Source organism: Pseudomonas sp. WPR_5_2, assembly GCF_003634475.1.
GTDB lineage: Bacteria > Pseudomonadota > Gammaproteobacteria > Pseudomonadales > Pseudomonadaceae > Aquipseudomonas > Aquipseudomonas izuensis.
Genome location: NZ_RBLA01000002.1, coordinates 218279 through 235496 on the forward strand (window position 1 = coordinate 218279; position 17218 = coordinate 235496).

Genomic DNA, 17218 nt, shown 5'->3' on the forward strand with positions numbered 1-17218 from the left:
ATCTGTTTCCGGCCTTAAGGCCGCCGTAGAGGCGAAATCATGAAGACAACCATCGAATTGCCTCTCCTGCCATTGCGTGATGTCGTGGTTTATCCGCACATGGTTATCCCGCTGTTCGTGGGGCGCGAGAAATCCATCGAAGCCCTCGAGGCAGCGATGACGGGCGACAAGCAGATCCTTCTGCTGGCTCAGAGAAACCCTGCCGACGACGATCCCGGTGAAGACGCACTTTATCGCGTAGGTACGATAGCTACCGTTCTACAGCTGCTGAAGCTGCCTGACGGCACCGTCAAGGTTCTGGTCGAGGGCGAGCAGCGGGGCGCTGTCGAGCGTTTCAGCGAAGTGGACGGCCACTGCCGTGCCGAAGTCTCGTTGATCGACGAATCCGACGCGCCAGAGCGCGAGTCGGAAGTGTTTGTTCGCAGCCTGCTGTCGCAGTTCGAACAATATGTGCAACTGGGCAAGAAAGTCCCCGCTGAAGTCCTGTCGTCGCTCAACAGCATCGACGAGCCTGGGCGCCTGGTCGACACCATGGCCGCGCACATGGCCCTGAAAATCGAGCAGAAGCAGGAAATCCTCGAAATCATCGATCTATCGGCACGGGTCGAACATGTCCTGGCATTGCTGGACGCCGAGATCGATCTGCTGCAAGTCGAAAAACGCATTCGCGGTCGCGTCAAAAAACAAATGGAGCGCAGTCAGCGCGAGTACTACCTGAACGAGCAGATGAAGGCCATTCAGAAAGAGCTCGGCGACAGCGACGAAGGTCACAACGAAGTCGAGGAGCTGAAAAAGCGTATCGATGCCGCCGGCCTGCCAAAAGACGCGCTTGCCAAGGCTCAGGCCGAACTGAACAAGCTCAAACAGATGTCGCCAATGTCCGCGGAAGCGACGGTGGTGCGTTCGTACATCGACTGGCTGGTTCAGGTGCCGTGGAAGGCCCAGAGCAAGGTCCGTCTGGACCTGGCGCGCGCAGAAGACATACTCGATGCCGACCATTATGGTCTGGAAGAAGTCAAAGAGCGGATTCTCGAATACCTCGCCGTGCAAAAGCGCGTGAAGAAAATTCGTGGTCCGGTGTTGTGCCTCGTCGGTCCTCCGGGGGTGGGTAAAACCTCTCTGGCGGAGTCGATCGCGCACGCCACCAACCGCAAGTTCGTGCGCATGGCCCTCGGTGGTGTGCGTGATGAGGCGGAAATTCGTGGTCATCGCCGTACTTACATCGGTTCGATGCCAGGAAGATTGATTCAAAAGATGACAAAGGTGGGCGTCCGCAACCCGCTGTTCCTGCTCGATGAAATCGACAAAATGGGCAGCGACATGCGTGGCGATCCGGCGTCGGCGTTGCTGGAAGTGCTCGATCCCGAGCAGAACCACAACTTCAACGACCACTATCTGGAAGTCGACTACGACCTGTCCGATGTGATGTTCCTGTGCACCTCGAACTCCATGAACATTCCGCCGGCGTTGCTGGACCGGATGGAAGTGATTCGTCTGCCGGGCTACACCGAGGACGAGAAGATCAACATCGCCGTCAAATACCTTTCGCCCAAGCAGATTCAGGCCAACGGCTTGAAAAAAGGCGAACTGGAATTCGATGAGGAAGCGATCCGCGACATCATCCGTTACTACACCCGCGAAGCCGGTGTGCGTGGCCTGGAGCGCCAGATTGCCAAGGTTTGCCGCAAGGCGGTCAAAGAGCATGCCCTGGAAAAACGCTTCTCGGTGAAGGTCACCGCCGACGATCTGGAACACTTCCTGGGTGTGCGTAAATTCCGTTATGGCCTGGCAGAACAGCAGGATCAGATCGGGCAGGTTACCGGGTTGGCGTGGACCCAGGTGGGCGGCGAATTGCTGACCATCGAAGCCGCTGTCGTACCGGGCAAAGGCCAGTTGATCAAGACCGGTTCCCTGGGCGACGTGATGGTCGAGTCGATCACCGCAGCCTTGACCGTGGTGCGCAGCCGCGCGAAGAGCCTGGGGATTCCCCTGGACTTCCACGAGAAGCGCGATACCCATATCCACATGCCGGAAGGGGCGACGCCGAAAGACGGGCCTAGCGCCGGTGTGGGCATGTGCACGGCGCTGGTATCGGCATTGACCGGCATTCCGGTGCGTGCGGATGTAGCCATGACCGGTGAAATCACATTGCGTGGCCAGGTACTGGCGATCGGCGGTTTGAAAGAAAAACTGCTCGCCGCTCACCGTGGTGGAATCAAGACTGTGATCATTCCTGAAGAGAATGTTCGCGATCTGAAGGAAATTCCTGACAATATCAAGCAAGATCTCCAGATTAAACCGGTTAAATGGATTGACGAGGTCCTGCAAATTGCGCTGCAATACGCGCCGGAGCCCTTGCCGGATGTGGCTCCGGAGATTGTCGCGAAGGATGAAAAGCGCGAGTCCGATTCTAAGGAAAGAATTAGCACGCATTAGTACGTATTTGCCTGGGGGGCTTCCTTGACAGTTTTTTAGAGCCCTTGTTATAAAGCGGCTCTTAAGTGTCTGTAGGCCATTCAGCACTCGTTTTTGCTTTCACCAAAAAACTTAGAATCATACTCAAATAGATATAAGGGGACTTAGAGTGAACAAGTCGGAACTGATTGATGCTATCGCTGCATCCGCTGATATCCCGAAAGCTGCTGCTGGCCGTGCGCTGGACGCTGTAATCGAATCCGTCACTGGCGCTCTCAAGGCTGGCGACTCCGTTGTTCTGGTTGGTTTCGGTACCTTCTCCGTAACTGATCGTCCAGCTCGCATTGGTCGTAACCCACAGACTGGTAAGACACTGGAAATCGCGGCAGCCAAAAAACCAGGTTTCAAAGCCGGTAAAGCACTGAAAGAAGCTGTCAACTAAGTTCGATTCAGGTTTTTACCTATCCGGGTCGGGGTCATGCCTGACCTGGCAGCGGAGCGGTAGTCCAGTCGGCAGGTCGCCGGTCCGAGACGCCGAGGCTCGCAAGTTCGAGTCATCGGTCCGCTCCGCCAGTTACGAGAAGGCGCATCCTCGGATGCGCCTTTCTTCTATCCGGATTCTACCCACGCTCCACGGTTGCCTAATTTTGAAGTTCAACCGTTTATGGGGGACGCATGCTGCAGAATATCAGGGACAATTCACAAGGCTGGATTGCCAAGACCATCATCGGGGTCATCGTTGCACTGATGGCTTTGACCGGTTTCGACGCCATTTTCAAGGCTACGACGCACAAGAATGAGGCGGCGAAGGTCAATGGCGAAGAAATCAGCCAGAATGAGCTGAGCCAGGCGGTCGATATGCAACGCCGTCAACTCATGCAACAGCTGGGCAAGGATTTCGATGCTTCCTTGCTCGACGAAAAAATGCTGCGCGAATCGGCTCTCAAAGGCCTGATCGACCGCAAACTGCTGCTGCAAGGCGCAGAAAGTTCGAAATTCGCTTTCTCCGAAGCGGCCCTGGACCAGGTCATCCTGCAAACACCTGAATTCCAGGTGGATGGCAAATTCAGTCCTGAGCGTTTCGATCAGGTCATTCGCCAACTCGGCTACAGCCGTATGCAATTCCGCCAGATGCTGGCCCAGGAAATGCTGATTGGCCAGTTGCGCGCCGGTGTGGCGGGTAGCGGCTTCGTCACCGATGCACAGGTTCTGGCCTTCGCCCGTCTGGAAAAACAGACCCGCGATTTCGCTTCCCTGAGCATCAAGGTTGACCCGGCGGCCGTTAAGCTGACCGACGACGAAGTCAAAGCCTATTACGACGAACACGCCAAGGAATTCATGACACCGGATCAGGTGGTCATTGATTACCTGGAGTTGAAGAAGGCTTCCTTCTTTGATCAGGTCAGCGTCAAGGACGAAGACCTGCAGGCGGCGTATCAGAAAGAAATCGCGAACCTGTCCGAGCAACGCCGGGCTGCGCACATTCTGATTGAAGTGAACGACAAGACCACTGAAGCCCAGGCCAAGGCCAAAATCGAAGAGATCCAGGCACGTCTGGCCAAAGGCGATAAGTTCGAAGCCCTGGCCAAGGAGTTCTCGCAGGATCCGGGTTCGGCCAACAATGGCGGCGATCTCGGCTACGCCGGCCCTGGCGTCTATGATCCAGCGTTCGAGAAAACCCTGTACTCGCTGGCCAAGGATCAGGTTTCCGGGCCGGTTCGCACCGACTTCGGTTTCCACTTGATCAAGCTGTTGGGCGTGGAAGCGCCTGAAGTGCCAACGCTCGCCAGCCTGAAAGACAAGTTGACCCGCGAATTGAAGGCCCAGCAGGTCGAGCAGCGTTTCGTCGAGGCAACCAAGCAACTGGAAGACTCCACGTTCGAAGCCTCTGATCTGGCCCAGCCGGCACAGGACCTCAAGCTCACCGTTCATACGTCCAAGCCGTTTGGCCGTGAAGGCGGGGAGGGCGTTGCGGCCAACCGTGCCGTGGTCACTGCGGCGTTCAGCCAGGAAGTGCTGGAAGAGGGTGCCAACAGCACGGCCATCGAGCTTGATCCGGAAACCGTGATCGTCTTGCGCGCCAAGGAACACCTCAAGCCTTCGCAGCTGCCGCTGGAAAGCGTGGCCGGTCCGATTCGCGCCCAATTGGCCAAGGAGCACGCCAGTGCTGCTGCCAAGACCAAGGCCGATGAGCTGATTACCAGCCTGCGCGATGGCAAGACTCCGCTGGACAAGGCGATCGACGGGCAGAGCTGGAAAGTGACCGAAGCCGCGACCCGCGCTCAGGAAGGGGTCGACCCAGCCGTGCTGCAGGCGCTGTTCCGCATGCCCAAGCCTGCCGCCAAGGACAAGCCGACCTTCACCAGCGTGACCCTGCCTGATGGCAACCTGATGATCGTACGCCTGAACGGTGTCAACGAGGCCGCAGCACCGACCGAAGAAGAGAAGGCTCAATACCGTCGCTTCCTCGCTTCCCGTGTTGGCCAGCAAGACTTTGCGGCTTACCGCAAGCAGCTGGAAAGCCAGGCCGAGATCAAGCGTTTCTGATGTCGGACTGAGCGATGCGCTACACAAGAACCCCGGCCGAAAGGCCGGGGTTTTTTATTACAGCCGCGCTGACGAGTGTATGGGACTTTTTGCCTAATATCGGAGTCAACACCCCTGTAACCGTTTTAAGACACAATCGATGCGACGCTAAGCATCGATCTGTTGCACAATACGCCCCGAATCGTTTTCTTCAGGATGTTCAATGTCTAAATCACTTCCCATGCGTGTTGCCGGGCTGGCGCTGGTGCTGGCCGCTGCGGCCGGGTGCTCGTCGAAGAAAGCCGCCATCTATGAGCATGAGAACTTCGACGACTCCGGAACCTTCTCCCGAAATTACCCGGTGACCGACGCGCAAAGCTGCGAAGCCGCTCGTCGGGCCCTGTTGAGCCAGGGCTACATCATCACCAGCAGCGATCCGAAACTGGTCAGCGGGCACAAGAGCTTCCAGCAGACCGGCGAGACCCACATGGAAATCAGTTTCAGTGTGGTCTGTGCCGAAGACGGCAGCGCCGGGCATCACGCCACGGTGTTCGCCAACGCCCTGCAGGACCAGTATGCGCTGAAGAAGACCAATAACTCCGCCAGCCTCGGTGTAGGCGTGCTGGGTTCGGTGTCGATGCCGATCGGTTCGTCGGACGACTCGATGGTCAAGATCGCGAGTGAAACCGTATCGTCGCACAAGTTCTACGAGCGATTCTTCGCGCTGGTCGAACTGTTCCTGCCCAAGGAAGTGAAAGAAGCGGCGCACATCACCGACAAGCCGAAAACCGAGCTGGGCATGCCGGAACCCGCGCCAGCTGCCTTGGCTCCGCAATCGACATCGGCACCGGTCGAAGCCGCTCCGGTCGCGTCCGAACCGGTAGCGCCGCCGCCTGAAGCCGCTCCGATTGCCGCGACCCCGAACGCCGAGCCGAAGCCTTCCACGGAAACGATCACGCCACCGGCCAACCCGAGCGACATTCCGCCACCTTCAGAGCCGATTCAGGCCATGCCGATCACTGGACAGTGATCGACGTGACGGGGCCGGGCAAAAAAAGCCGGTCCCGTGGCGGTGGCAAGATTGATCCACGTCAAACAGACCGCTGTCCTGCGGCCTGCCTCGAAAAAAAACCTGTGATAAATTCCTGAGCGCCTGCTACGTTTTATTCAGTAGCGACGTAGTGTCGTGCCAGCGTCATTTTTCTTTCATTCGGGCACTTTATGCTCAAGGCGCAGGTCATTTATTCAGGCATTTTTTTCAATGAGCCCGTGGGGGATTCAAAATGGACGATTATCAAGAAGAACTGCTCGAGTATCAGGCATTTGAACTGGACCCGCCGGAGCCGGCGGAAGACGCTACCGAGCTGTAATTATTGCTTTCGGGCTTCAAACTTGTAGCGGTTGACCTGCAGCTTCAAGCTGTTTGTCGATGACTTCGGCGAAACTCGCCGGGTGTCTGGCCGGTCCAGCGTTTGAAGGCGCGCTGAAAGGCTTCGGCTGAGGCAAAGCCCAGCAGATAGGCAATTTCTCCGAACGCCAGCTCGGTATCGCGGATGTAGGTCATGGCCAGGTCGCGACGCGTGTCGTTAAGAATCGCGCGAAACTGCGTACCTTCTTCGGCCAGTTTGCGGCGCAAGGTCCAGACGGGCAGCTTCAGGCGTGCCGCCACTTCTTCCAGGTCGGGTTCCCGGCCACCATTGAGCAACGGCCCCAGTAACTGAGTGATGCGTTCACGCAGGCTGCGGGTGCGTGTCAGTTGCTCCAGTTCCCGTTCACACAACTTCAGCAAGTGGCGCCAGGTACTCGGGCAGTGCTCCGGATTACGCTGAGCGAGGCTGGCCAGGCTCAGGCGCAGCTGGTTGTGTTCAGCGCCAAACTGAATCGGGCAGTCGCCCAGCACGTCATAGGCTGCGTGGTAGTCAGGTGCTTCGAATTCGATGTCGATGCGCTCGGCGCGCAGCGGTGCAGGGCTCACGCTGGATAATTGCTGCAACCAGCCTGCGATGATCGAGTCCACCACGAAGCGGTTGTAACTGTTGTAAGGGCTGATGGAGTAGAAGCGCAGCCATGCCCCCTGAGGGTCTTCGTGAAAACTCGATTGACCGCGATAGTTGGAGCCGTACAAGGCTTCGAAGCGAATCAGGCAGCGCGCCGCCTCGCGCACCGTCGGCGCCTGGGCGGCGGTGACACCGGCGAGCCCGGCCTGGCTCAGGCGGCTGAAGTGACCCATGCGCAAGCCGAGTGCGGGGTTGTCGGTCAACTGAATGGCGCTGTGGCCCAGGCGCATGTAGCGTGGAATCGAGAGTCGGGCACCGGCCTCGCCGAGACGGGCCGCATCGAGGCCGTATTGTTCCAGCAGAGGCTGCGGGTCCACACCATGGCTGCGCACCGCGTCGGCCAGGCTGTGAACGAAGCCTACCGAAAGATCACCGAGTCGCATCGGTTGCGGTTTCATGGCTTACAACCAAAGGTTGAGCAGGCGCGCAGCGCGGGCGTCGCCGTCGGAAAAATGTTGACCGTTGCTACTGAGAAAGCTTTGGCCGGCGCTGGCTTGATCCCAGAACTGGCCACGCAAAAACACGCTCATGCCGCCTATTGCCTGGCTGGAGGGCGGTTGGGCGGTCAAGGTCAGGCGGTGCCAGGCCTGGCCCTCGCTCAGGTCCCCGGCCTTGAGGCTGACGGAACCCGGCGTCGAAGAGCCCTTGTAGCCGCGCCACGGTTGATCCCAGGTGCCTCGGCCGGCAACGAACGCCGGGACCGCGACGATCCGTACCTGCTGATCGTCGAGTTTGCGATAGTTGTCCGGGTACCAACTGTCGATGCCGATCAGCACACCCAGGCGTCCGGCCGGGGTATCAACAACGTTGAGCGTGTGCTCGCCATTGGCCTTGATCGCATCCTGCTGTTCAAACACCGGGTGCATCTGCCGCTGGGGTTGGCCGATCGGCACGCCGTCGCGGCCAAACACCACGCTACTGTTGTACAGCGCGCCGCGACCGATTTTCAGGGTGCCGTCGATGACAACGGGCTCGGGCAATACGATGGAACCTGCCACCAGGGTCACACGGAATTCTTTCGCCAAACCGCCGAACAAGGCCTGGTAGTCCTTGGCCATGCCTTTGGCTTTCATGCGCAGGTGGGCGTCATCCAGGCGACTGCCGCCCTCGGCGCTCATCAGCGCACGGACAAACTTCAAGGGATTGCTCACGGCGAGCCAATTCATGGCTTCCTTGAGGGAGGTGGCCTGGTACAACTCATCCTTTTCACCGCTGACCATCAGCCAGGTGCCGACATGTTCGGGCAGCACGACGATGGTTTTCTCGTTGAGCAAGCCTTGTTCCTGGGCCTTTTGCAAATAAGCCGCGAGTTTGCGGTGCAGGCGCTCGGGGCTTTGGTAATCGGTGGGGAACAGCTCGGGCTGGATGCCCAGCAGGTTGCCACGGTCGGCGGGCGTGCCTTCATCGACGGCGAGATCGATCCGCAGGTCCGAGAGGTAATGGCCCGCCGGGCGATCCGCGGCCCACATGGCGTAGGTCGTCAGGGCGGCGATCAGCGCCATTGAAAAGGTCAGGTACAAAAATTTACGCATGGGAAAACAGTAAACGGCCGTGTGCAGGGCAGGATTTTGCATTCAGATGCCGAGAGAGGCTACGGCAAAACAAACCGTTAGCGACAGATTTTTCACGGTTTTCAGTTTTTGTTGCAGGATGGCCACCGTCGAGCCCGGTGTCGGGCCCGACGGTGGGGGGCGTTGCGGTCACCGTCAGCGTGCTGCCGCGACCGTCACGGACACGGTTGCCGGTGACGACATCGCGCCTTTGGCGTCGCTGGCTTGATAGGTAAAGTTCGCGGTGAATCGTGGGTGGGCAGTGGCCGGCGGCGTGTAGATCACACGCACACCGTCGGTGCTGACCGTGCCCTGGCCGGAGGCCGGTTGCGTCAGCCCCACCACGGAAAGTGGCACATTGCCGTCCGGGTCGTTGTCGTTGGCCAGGACATTGATGGTCAGCGGTTTGCCGTTGCTGCTGGAGGCGCTGTCGGATTTGGCGACCGGTTTTTTGTTCTCGCCTGCGCCATTACGGAAGGTCGGCAGCGCCGCGGAGTTCACGTAGGTGACGCCGTCCCAGCCGGGCAGGGGGGTTGGCATCAACTGGAACTGACCCGGATGCTCGATATCCCAACGCAACAGCATGGAATTGTCTTCGTGCTGGGTGTTGTGACAATGCTCCATGTAGGTCCCGGCAAACTCGCGGAAGTGAATCGCCATTTCCACATCCACCGAACTGTCGATGCCTTCGCCGATGCGGTACACATCCTTACGCGCCCATTTCTCCCATTCCGGCGGTGCCTTGCCGTCGCGGCTGAGGACGATGCCTTCCTCGAAGTGCACGTGCACCGGGTGGTTCCAGCCGGTGCCACCGTTCTTGATTTTCCACACTTCCAGGGTGCCGTCGCCGCTGTAGCCGCCATCGGTCGGGCCGTTGGCCAGTTGCGGTGCGGCACTGAGGCGGCGAGGGTCCATGGTGTAGCCAAATCCCCCATCGGTCTTGATGGTCCATGGCGCTTCGTCGGTGCCATCGGAACGACCGAAGATGAACTCGCGATGCCGCGCCAGTTTCAGTTTGGCCTGCACGGTCGGGTCGTCACGGTTGAGGGTCAACGGGATCATGATCTTGCCGGCCGCCTTGCCCGGTTTTGCAGGCTCATAGTCAACCGGGTTCATGCTCACATCCGTGCCGCTGTAAGGCTGCACTACCAGTTGCAGGAACTTGCCGACCACGGGGTCGCCCTGGTCCCATTCCAGCCCTTTGCTGCCCAGCTTGAGCACCGCCTTGTACTTCCCGGACATCACGTCGGCCAGGCTCAGGGGCGTCTTTTCCGGCCCCCTGCCGCCCTGGTGCGCCATCAAGTTGACGAAGTACAGCTTGTCGCCAACGCTGATCCCGTTTTTCGCGAAGTTGACGATGATGTCGTAGCGTTCGGCGATGCCTTGGGTCGGCAGGATGGCGTTATGGTTTTGCAGGTCGCCGTCACCGTCCAGGTCCATGCTGCCGTCGAACGGCACCGCGTGTTCCATGAGGTTGCCGTCGTTGCCGACCAGGTGGAACGGCACGCGGGCATAAGAGACGCCGGAACCTGCCGGCCCGGGGAGTTCGCCACCGGTTCCGGCGATTTCACGCACGAGGGCAATCCTGAAGTAACGCGACACCGAACCGTTGAGAATGCGGAAACGATAGCTGCGCGCCCGTACTTTGAGTTTCGGCTGGTACTGCCAGTTCACCAGGATCTGATCGCCGAGGAAGCCGTCGGTATTGAACGGGTTGAACCACAGTTGACCGTTCTTATCCCAGGCCTTGTCGGCCACCATCAAGTTGACGTCATAGTCGCGGTTACCCCAGGGCAGCGCCGAGCCGCTGGGCAGGCGCAGGTTGACGCCGTCTTCGATTGCCTCGTTACCGCGATCCAGTGCGCTGTAGTAGTTCATCATCACCGCGTTGCCCTTGTAGACGTTCTGCGCGGTGAAATCGAGCATGTGATCGTGGAACCAGTGGGTGCTCATGGTTTCGCGCCAGTCGCCGCGAATCTTGATGGTGCCGTTCTGGCAGGTCTTCAGCCCTGGCGTGGCATCGTTGACGAACAAGGTTTCGCCCGGCGCGCACGGGAATGCTGCGCGAGGGTCTTCAGCCTTGGTGTTGATGGTGTCGTAGCCGGCCAGTTGCATCGGCCAGCGATAGTCGTAGTACTGCCCCGGAAAGAAAAACGCATTGGTATAGCCGTCGCTTTCGGCCGGGGAGTGGCCGTTGTGCTCGTGGGTGCTGAGGGTGTGCAGGCCGAACCCCATATTGGCCGAAGGGTCGATCGGCAAGGCGTTGTAGTGACGCATCAGCACCGGTTGGCCGTAACGCACCATCAGCAGTTTGACCGGAAAGGTGCCGTCGAAGGTCCAGAGCGCCTTGTGGTTCTGAATCGGCATGTTGGGGTGAAAGCGGGTGTCGATGCCTTTGGTGGTACCCGTTGTGGTCGGGATGTCCGAGGTCTGGTAGTAGAGACCGCCAGGGCCGAACTCACCGGCGGCGTAGTTGTGCAATTGCCGGCGGTCGCGCATGCCGCCGTTGAGTTTGGCGCCCGCTTGCACGGTTTTGAAGGCGACCTGCGGATAGAACTCGTTCCAGCGCTGGTGCGACCAGCCCTTTCCTGGCGGACGGCCTTCGGCCGGCGAACCTACCGGATGGCGGTTGAGGAAGGCTTCGATCTGCGATTTCCAGGGGTTGCGGTCCAGCACGTTGGAGTACTGCGCCGGAAATGGATAAAGCCCCGGCTGGCGCATGAAGGCTTCCAGTGCCGAACTCGACGGGCCGCTGCGAGCGATGTTGTCCGGGTCCTGCTGGGGCGCAGGGCCGGCAAGGGGCACGGGAAATGTCAGTGGCGGCGCGGGCAGGGTCGGGTCGAGTTTTTCCGTGCCGAATTCCTCGAACAGCAGCAGTTGCTGGGTGAACGGCTGGGCCCCGAACAATGGGCTGGGCTTGCCGTTGGTGGGGATCTTGAACGAGGTTTGCAGGCTGGGCGGCAGTACGTTGTCGGCGCGCGGGGTTTTGCGGTCGCCATACACGCCGTTGGGCAGGGCTATCGCACCCTGGTTGGCGGGCGGCATGGTCAGCAAGGCATCCAGCGCGACCTTGGGGTCGGCCGGGGGATTAGAGTAGGCCGAGGGGTCTGTCGGTGGTGGTTGGCTGACATCGTCGAGCGGCGCGGCATTGGCGGTGGTCAGGGTAATGAGCATCGCACAAGGCAGGCTTGACCTGCGCAGCAGGGCGATGGAATTGCTTGGTGGTGTCGCGCGTTTCATTTTTCACCCCTCGCGTGATGCCCCGCCGTCTCCATTGTCGGGACGACAGCTGTTGCGGGTACAAGGGGTAGAGCAACTAACGAGCCACAACAGCATGGCGTAGAAAAAGTTCCAAATAATTAGCGGGTTGTTTAACTAGTACTAATGGGGGATACGGGGGGTGGGTGATATTCCTCAAATCTGGTGATAAATGCCCGGCTGAGTGGGTGTGGTCGCCCATTTTTGGGGGAGTGGCAGCCCCGTTCAACCGACCGCTTTTGACAGGATATTTCTGCATTGGTGGGTGTTGCCAGACGGCCGGGAAGTGGGGGAAAAGCATGCCGGGCGCGCCGCGAACCAGTTGCTTCGCTGGTCCGCGGTGAGGGTTGAAAATGTCACAGATGTGACAGGGCTTGGGTAACTATCAAAGATATTTACCCTGAGGGAGGAACGCCGGTCAGCCATCATTTGGCTCGACCGGCTGGCAGGTGATCGTTAGTTGGTGACCAGCAGCTCCGGTCCAAGGTAATCGTTGATCTGGTCGATATCGTCATCGCCCAGGCTGCCCACCGAAGAGGCCAGGCGCAGGCGTGACATCAGGTAGCGCAACTTGGCCTCGAACAGATCGTGGCGCGCAACGAAGAGCAACTCTTCGGCGTTGAGGACGTCCGAATTGGTACTGGTGCCTCCCTCCTTGAAGCCCTTGCGTGTCGAAATCAGTGAACGTTCGTTGGACGCTACTGCCTTCTCCAGTGCGCGAACGCGTTTGGCGCCGCTCTGTACACCGTGATACTCACGGGTGGTTCCGGAGATGACATCCTGTCGTGTGGCGTCGAGTTCGTCCGTGGCCTTCTCGCTGTTGGCGCTGGCCTGGCGTGTCAGTGCGCTGACACCGCCACCGCTGAACAGCGGGATGTTGACTTCCAGCCCGATCGAGCCGTAGCGGTTGCGTTGATTTAATTCGGAGATTGATTGGCTATCGCCCGCGGTGTAGCCGGCAACGAAATCCAGGGTTGGCCAGTGGCCGGCTTTGGCGCGATTGACTTCTTCTTCGGCGAGGTCGCGGCTATATCGGCGCGCATGGATCAGCGGGCTATCGGTCTGGGCCTTGACCAACCAGTCCTGCAGGTTGCTCGGCAGCAGCGGAGGTGTATCGAAGTTCGGCTGCAAGGTGGTCAGGGATTCGGGTGTTTCACCGATGTATTCCTCCAGCTTGCGGCGCGCGTTGATCAGGTTGTCCTGGGCTTCGATCAGTTCGGCCTCGGCGAGGTCGCGGCGAGCGGCCGACTCATCGATGTCGGTGACCGTGCCGGCACCCAATTCCATGCGCCGTTTTGCCGAGGCGAGTTGTTCTTCGAAGGCGTTGAGCTTGGACTTGGCCAGGACGATGGTTTCGCTGGCCAGGAGCACGTCGAAATAGCTTTCGGCCAGGCGCACCGCGGCGTCCTGACTCTTGGCATCGAACACCGCGACGCTGTAGTCGGCTCGCTGCTGGCCCTGGCGGTATTCGGCCATTTTCTGTTTGTTGAACAGCGGCTGGCGCAGGCGCACGTTGGCGCCCTTGGAGTCGTAGTCCAGATCCCTGTCGATGCCGTTCTGGTGTTGGGTGCCATTGACCTTGTTGTCGTAGGCCGAGGCACTGATCTGCGGCAGCAGGCCGGCCTTGCCGATGGCGCGGTTTTCCCCGCCGGCCTCTTTTTCATGCACGGCGGCGCGGTAGATGGGGCCTTGGTACTGCAACAGGTCCCAGGCTTGTTTGAGGTCCATGGCGCCGGCCGGCAGGCTCAGCCCCAGCAGGCAGAAGAACAGGCAATGACGGTCCATTTCATTGTTCCTTGAAGGCGCTGTCCACGCGGTCGAGCATTGGTTTGAGCAGGTAGCTCATCATGTTGCGCTCGCCGGTCTTGATGGTGACGCTGGCGGGCATGCCCGGGCGAATGTGATTGCTGCCCAGCAGGTTCATGCCATCGGGCGTGACTTCCACCTGAGCCAGGTAGAACGGTTGCTTGCTTTCCTCGTCGAGCAGGCGGTCGGCGGAGATGGTCTTCACGCGGCCGGGGATATTGGGTGTCTGGGCATGGTTGAAGGCCGGAAAGGCAATGTCCACATCCAGTCCGGGAACCATCTTGTCGATGGCCTGCACGGGAATCATCGCGTCCACCTGCAGCGGTTCGTTGACCGGAACGATTTCCATGATCTTGAAGCCCGGCTGAATGATCCCGCCGACGGTGGCAATGCTCAGTGACTGGACCATGCCATCGATGGGCGAACGAATCACCGTGTGGGTCACTTCATAGTCCAGCGCGCGCAAGCGGTCGGCCAGGGTGGTGTTTTCCTTGGCGGTGTCAGTCAGCTGCGATTCGACTTCCTTCAGGTAATCGTGCTGGCGCTGCAGGATGCGCAGCTTGATTTCAGTGGTCTGGCTACGCACCCGAGCGATGTTGTTGAGGTTCTCGGCCTGGCCGGCGGAGAGGTCGGCGTTGCTGCGTTCCAGCTCCAGCAGGCGGTTGCGCGGCACATAGCCTTCAGCCGCCAGCACGCGGGTGCCTTGCAGTTCCTGGTTGAGGAAGTTGATCTGCGAGGCGCGGGCGCCATAGACCTGTTGCAGCCCCTTGAGCTGCACCTGCGACGCCGCCAGGTTTTCCTGCAGGATGCTGATTTCGCCCGCGAGGCCGGCGCGCCGGGTATCCAGCAGGCGCTGTTGCAGGTCCATGGCGGCCAGCAGGCGGTGGTCATCGCCGAAGCGCTTGACCAGCTCGGGATCGAAGTTCACCACATCGCGGTCGTCACGTTCCGCTTCCAGGCGGTTTTCCACCGTCTTGCTGACGATGTACTGGGCGCCGACCGCACCCTGTTCGGCAACGGCGCGCAACGAGTCGAGGCGGACCACCTCCTGGCCTTTCTTCACCACATCGCCTTCGCGAACGAGTATGGCCTCCACGGTGCCGCCGCTCAGATGCTGCACGGCTTTGCGATTGCTGGTGACTTTCACCGTGCCGGTCGCGACCACGCCGGCATCCAGCGGCGCCAGCCAGGACCACAGGAGGAAACCGCCGAAGCCGGCGAGCACCAGCCACACGCCCCATCGCGCGGGTTTGCCGACGTCCAGGTCTACCACGCTCCTGGGATCGTTCTGAATCATCTCGGTGTGTTGGCTCATTTGCATGATCGGTCACTCCCGTGCTTTGACGGAGGTCAGCGGAGTCGGCGCGCCTGCAGGTATCACACTGGCCTTGCGCAGCGCTGCGAATACTTCATCGCGCGTGCCGAGCATCTGCACACCGCCGTCGCGCAGCATCAGCACCTTGTCGACGGCGCAAAGTACGTTGGGACGGTGGGAAATCAGAATGACGGTAGCGCCACGGCCCTTGAGTTCGGCCAACGCATCGACCAGGGCCTTTTCACCGACGTCGTCGAGGTTGGCGTTCGGTTCATCCAGCACGATCAGATTGGGTTCGCCGTACAGGGCGCGGGCCAGGGCGATGCGTTGCTTCTGGCCACCGGAAAGCGGGCTGCCATCGGTGCCCAGGCGCGTGTCATAACCTTGCGGGAAACGCAGGATCATCTCGTGCACGCCAGTGCTCCTGGCCGCACGGATGACCGCGTCGCTGTCCACTTCGCCAAAGCGCGCAATGTTGTCGGCGATGCTGCCTTCGAACAGTTCCACGTCCTGTGGCAGGTAGCCGAGCCAGGGGCCAAGCTCGCCCTTGTTCCAGGTGAATATGTCCGCGCCGTCCAGGCGCACCTTGCCGGCCTGCGCCGGCCAGACGCCGACCAGCAGGCGGGCGAGGGTGGATTTGCCCGAGGCGGATGGGCCGATGACGCCAAGGCTTTCGCCCGGGAGGAGGCTGAAGCTCACCCCGCGCAGAATCGTGTTGTTGGTGCCGGGGGCACCGGCAAATACGTTCTCCACCGCCAGCATGCCCAAGGGGCGCTGCAGCGACATGCTCGGTGGCCGGCGTGGATAGTCATGCAACATCTCGTTGAGCCGGCCCCAGGCCGAACGGCAACCGAGCAATTGCTTCCACGACGCGATGACCTGTTCCACCGGGCCCAGCGCACGGCCGGTGAGGATCGAGCAGGCGATCATCATTCCCGGGGTGATCTTGCCTTCGATGGCCAGCAGCGCGCCGGCGCCAAGGATCAGCGACTGCAACGTGATGCGCACGAAGCGTCCGGTGCTGCTGATCAAGGCGGCGCGGTCGGAAGCCAGGGTCTGCATTTCCAGAATGCGCAAATGGCTTTGGAACCAGCGCTTGCTGATCGACGGCAGCATGCCCATGGCCTCGATGACCTCGGCGTTGCGCAGGTTGTTGTTGGCGTATTGGGCGGAGGAGAGGGCGGCCTGATTGGCTTCGGCCAGCGGCTTCTGCGTGGCCTTTTCGGTGAGATAAGCCAGGCCCATCAGTATCAGCGAACCGATCAGCGTCACCAGTCCGAGCAGCGGGTGGATCAGGTAGGCGACCAACAGGTAGATCGGTGTCCACGGGGCATCGAAGAAGGCGAACAGGGCATTGCCGGTGAGGAACTGACGAACCTGCGCGAGATCTTGCAGGGCCTGGGCCGGATTACCTCCGGCACGGCTCAGGTTGCGTTCGAATGCGGCGGTGAAGATGCGTCGGTTGAGGTCCATGTCGAGGCAGTTGCCGACCCGGATCAGCACGCGGGTGCGGACCAATTCCAGCGTGGACATCAGCAGGAACAGCCCTATCACCAGCACGGTCAACATCGTCAAAGTCGTGACGTTGCGGCTGACCAGGGCCCGATCATAGACCTGCAGCATGTAAACGGCTGGCGTCAACATCATGACATTGATGACGCCACTGAACCCTGCCAGCGAGTAAAAACTGCGACGCAGGCGAAAGATCGCGTCGGCGAGTTCGGAGCGGGTGCTCGACTGCTTGTGCATTTTGGTAGTCCCCCACCGAAAAGCCGATGGCCCTTGCGGCGCCACAGCTGCCAGTAAACGTAGTTGGCTAACAATATGTAGTTGTGTGGGCAGCTCGTCGGCACAAGCTGTAGCTCTCTGGGCCAGTCCCGAATTCTGCCGTGCTTCCACATGCAGGAGCGTAGGTGGCGTTTGTTTCTCTAGCGATACAGTTTCAAATAACATTTCGCACTAGCTGTGCTTAAGAAAATCTATATATCGTTAAATAACAGTTAGTTGGCATGTCTGATGCCGGTCGTCTGCTTTTACGGCGTAATATTGACAGTCAATTGCAATGGAACTTTAGTCATGGGGGAGGGTCGCCCGCCTGAAGCCCGCCATCACTTTGGCAATGCAAGGCACGTTGACTCCTGAAGGAGCAAAACATGTCGATCATTGCGTTCTTTTGCAGAGTGACGGAGCTGTACAGGAGGTTCGCCTCGACCTCCAGATGCCATGGCCCACCGACAGCCTGGCATCGCTCTGCCTAATCGCTCAGCGAGCCATTCCTTTTGCGAATTCCA

At 59.9% G+C, this 17218-nt stretch carries 10 protein-coding genes; 4 read left to right on the forward strand and 6 right to left on the reverse strand.

Annotated elements, in window-relative coordinates:
- Positions 1 to 39: 39 nt before the first annotated feature.
- The 4 genes from lon (at position 40) to BJ917_RS09765 (ending at position 5971) form a co-directional block, all read left to right on the forward strand.
- On the forward strand, positions 40 to 2436 hold the full coding sequence (lon, locus tag BJ917_RS09750) for an endopeptidase La (RefSeq protein WP_096510034.1): 2397 nt from the start codon (positions 40 to 42) through the stop codon (positions 2434 to 2436).
- Between the two features lie 148 nt (positions 2437 to 2584).
- Positions 2585 to 2857, forward strand: coding sequence for an HU family DNA-binding protein (locus BJ917_RS09755; RefSeq protein WP_002552737.1), 273 nt, complete (start codon positions 2585 to 2587; stop codon positions 2855 to 2857).
- Positions 2858 to 3090: 233 nt separating this feature from the next.
- Positions 3091 to 4962 (forward strand): SurA N-terminal domain-containing protein, encoded by a 1872-nt coding sequence (locus BJ917_RS09760; RefSeq protein WP_096510035.1) that lies wholly within the window; start codon positions 3091 to 3093, stop codon positions 4960 to 4962.
- Positions 4963 to 5164: 202 nt separating this feature from the next.
- On the forward strand, positions 5165 to 5971 hold the full coding sequence (locus BJ917_RS09765; protein WP_096510036.1) for a DUF2242 domain-containing protein: 807 nt from the start codon (positions 5165 to 5167) through the stop codon (positions 5969 to 5971).
- A 384-nt stretch (positions 5972 to 6355) separates the two neighbouring features.
- Here the strand turns inward: BJ917_RS09765 and BJ917_RS09770 are convergent, their stop codons facing one another.
- The 6 genes from BJ917_RS09770 to BJ917_RS09795 form a co-directional block, all read right to left on the reverse strand.
- A complete protein-coding gene (locus tag BJ917_RS09770) occupies positions 6356 to 7396 on the reverse strand; it encodes an AraC family transcriptional regulator (RefSeq protein ID WP_121103218.1) in 1041 nt (346 codons plus the stop codon).
- A gap of 3 nt (positions 7397 to 7399) precedes the next feature.
- On the reverse strand, positions 7400 to 8530 hold the full coding sequence (locus BJ917_RS09775) for a nitrilase-related carbon-nitrogen hydrolase (RefSeq protein ID WP_121103499.1): 1131 nt from the start codon (positions 8528 to 8530) through the stop codon (positions 7400 to 7402).
- A 174-nt stretch (positions 8531 to 8704) separates the two neighbouring features.
- Positions 8705 to 11788, reverse strand: a complete 3084-nt coding sequence (locus tag BJ917_RS09780) for an Ig-like domain-containing protein (RefSeq protein ID WP_256658534.1) — start codon at positions 11786 to 11788, stop codon at positions 8705 to 8707.
- A gap of 474 nt (positions 11789 to 12262) precedes the next feature.
- Positions 12263 to 13591, reverse strand: coding sequence for a TolC family outer membrane protein (locus BJ917_RS09785; RefSeq protein ID WP_121103219.1), 1329 nt, complete (start codon positions 13589 to 13591; stop codon positions 12263 to 12265).
- Position 13592: 1 nt separating this feature from the next.
- Positions 13593 to 14933: an HlyD family type I secretion periplasmic adaptor subunit gene (locus tag BJ917_RS09790; RefSeq protein ID WP_121103220.1), complete on the reverse strand. Its 1341-nt coding sequence runs from the start codon at positions 14931 to 14933 to the stop codon at positions 13593 to 13595.
- Positions 14934 to 14939: 6 nt separating this feature from the next.
- On the reverse strand, positions 14940 to 16676 hold the full coding sequence (locus tag BJ917_RS09795) for a type I secretion system permease/ATPase (RefSeq protein ID WP_096510040.1): 1737 nt from the start codon (positions 16674 to 16676) through the stop codon (positions 14940 to 14942).
- Between the last annotated feature and the right edge of the window lie 542 nt (positions 16677 to 17218).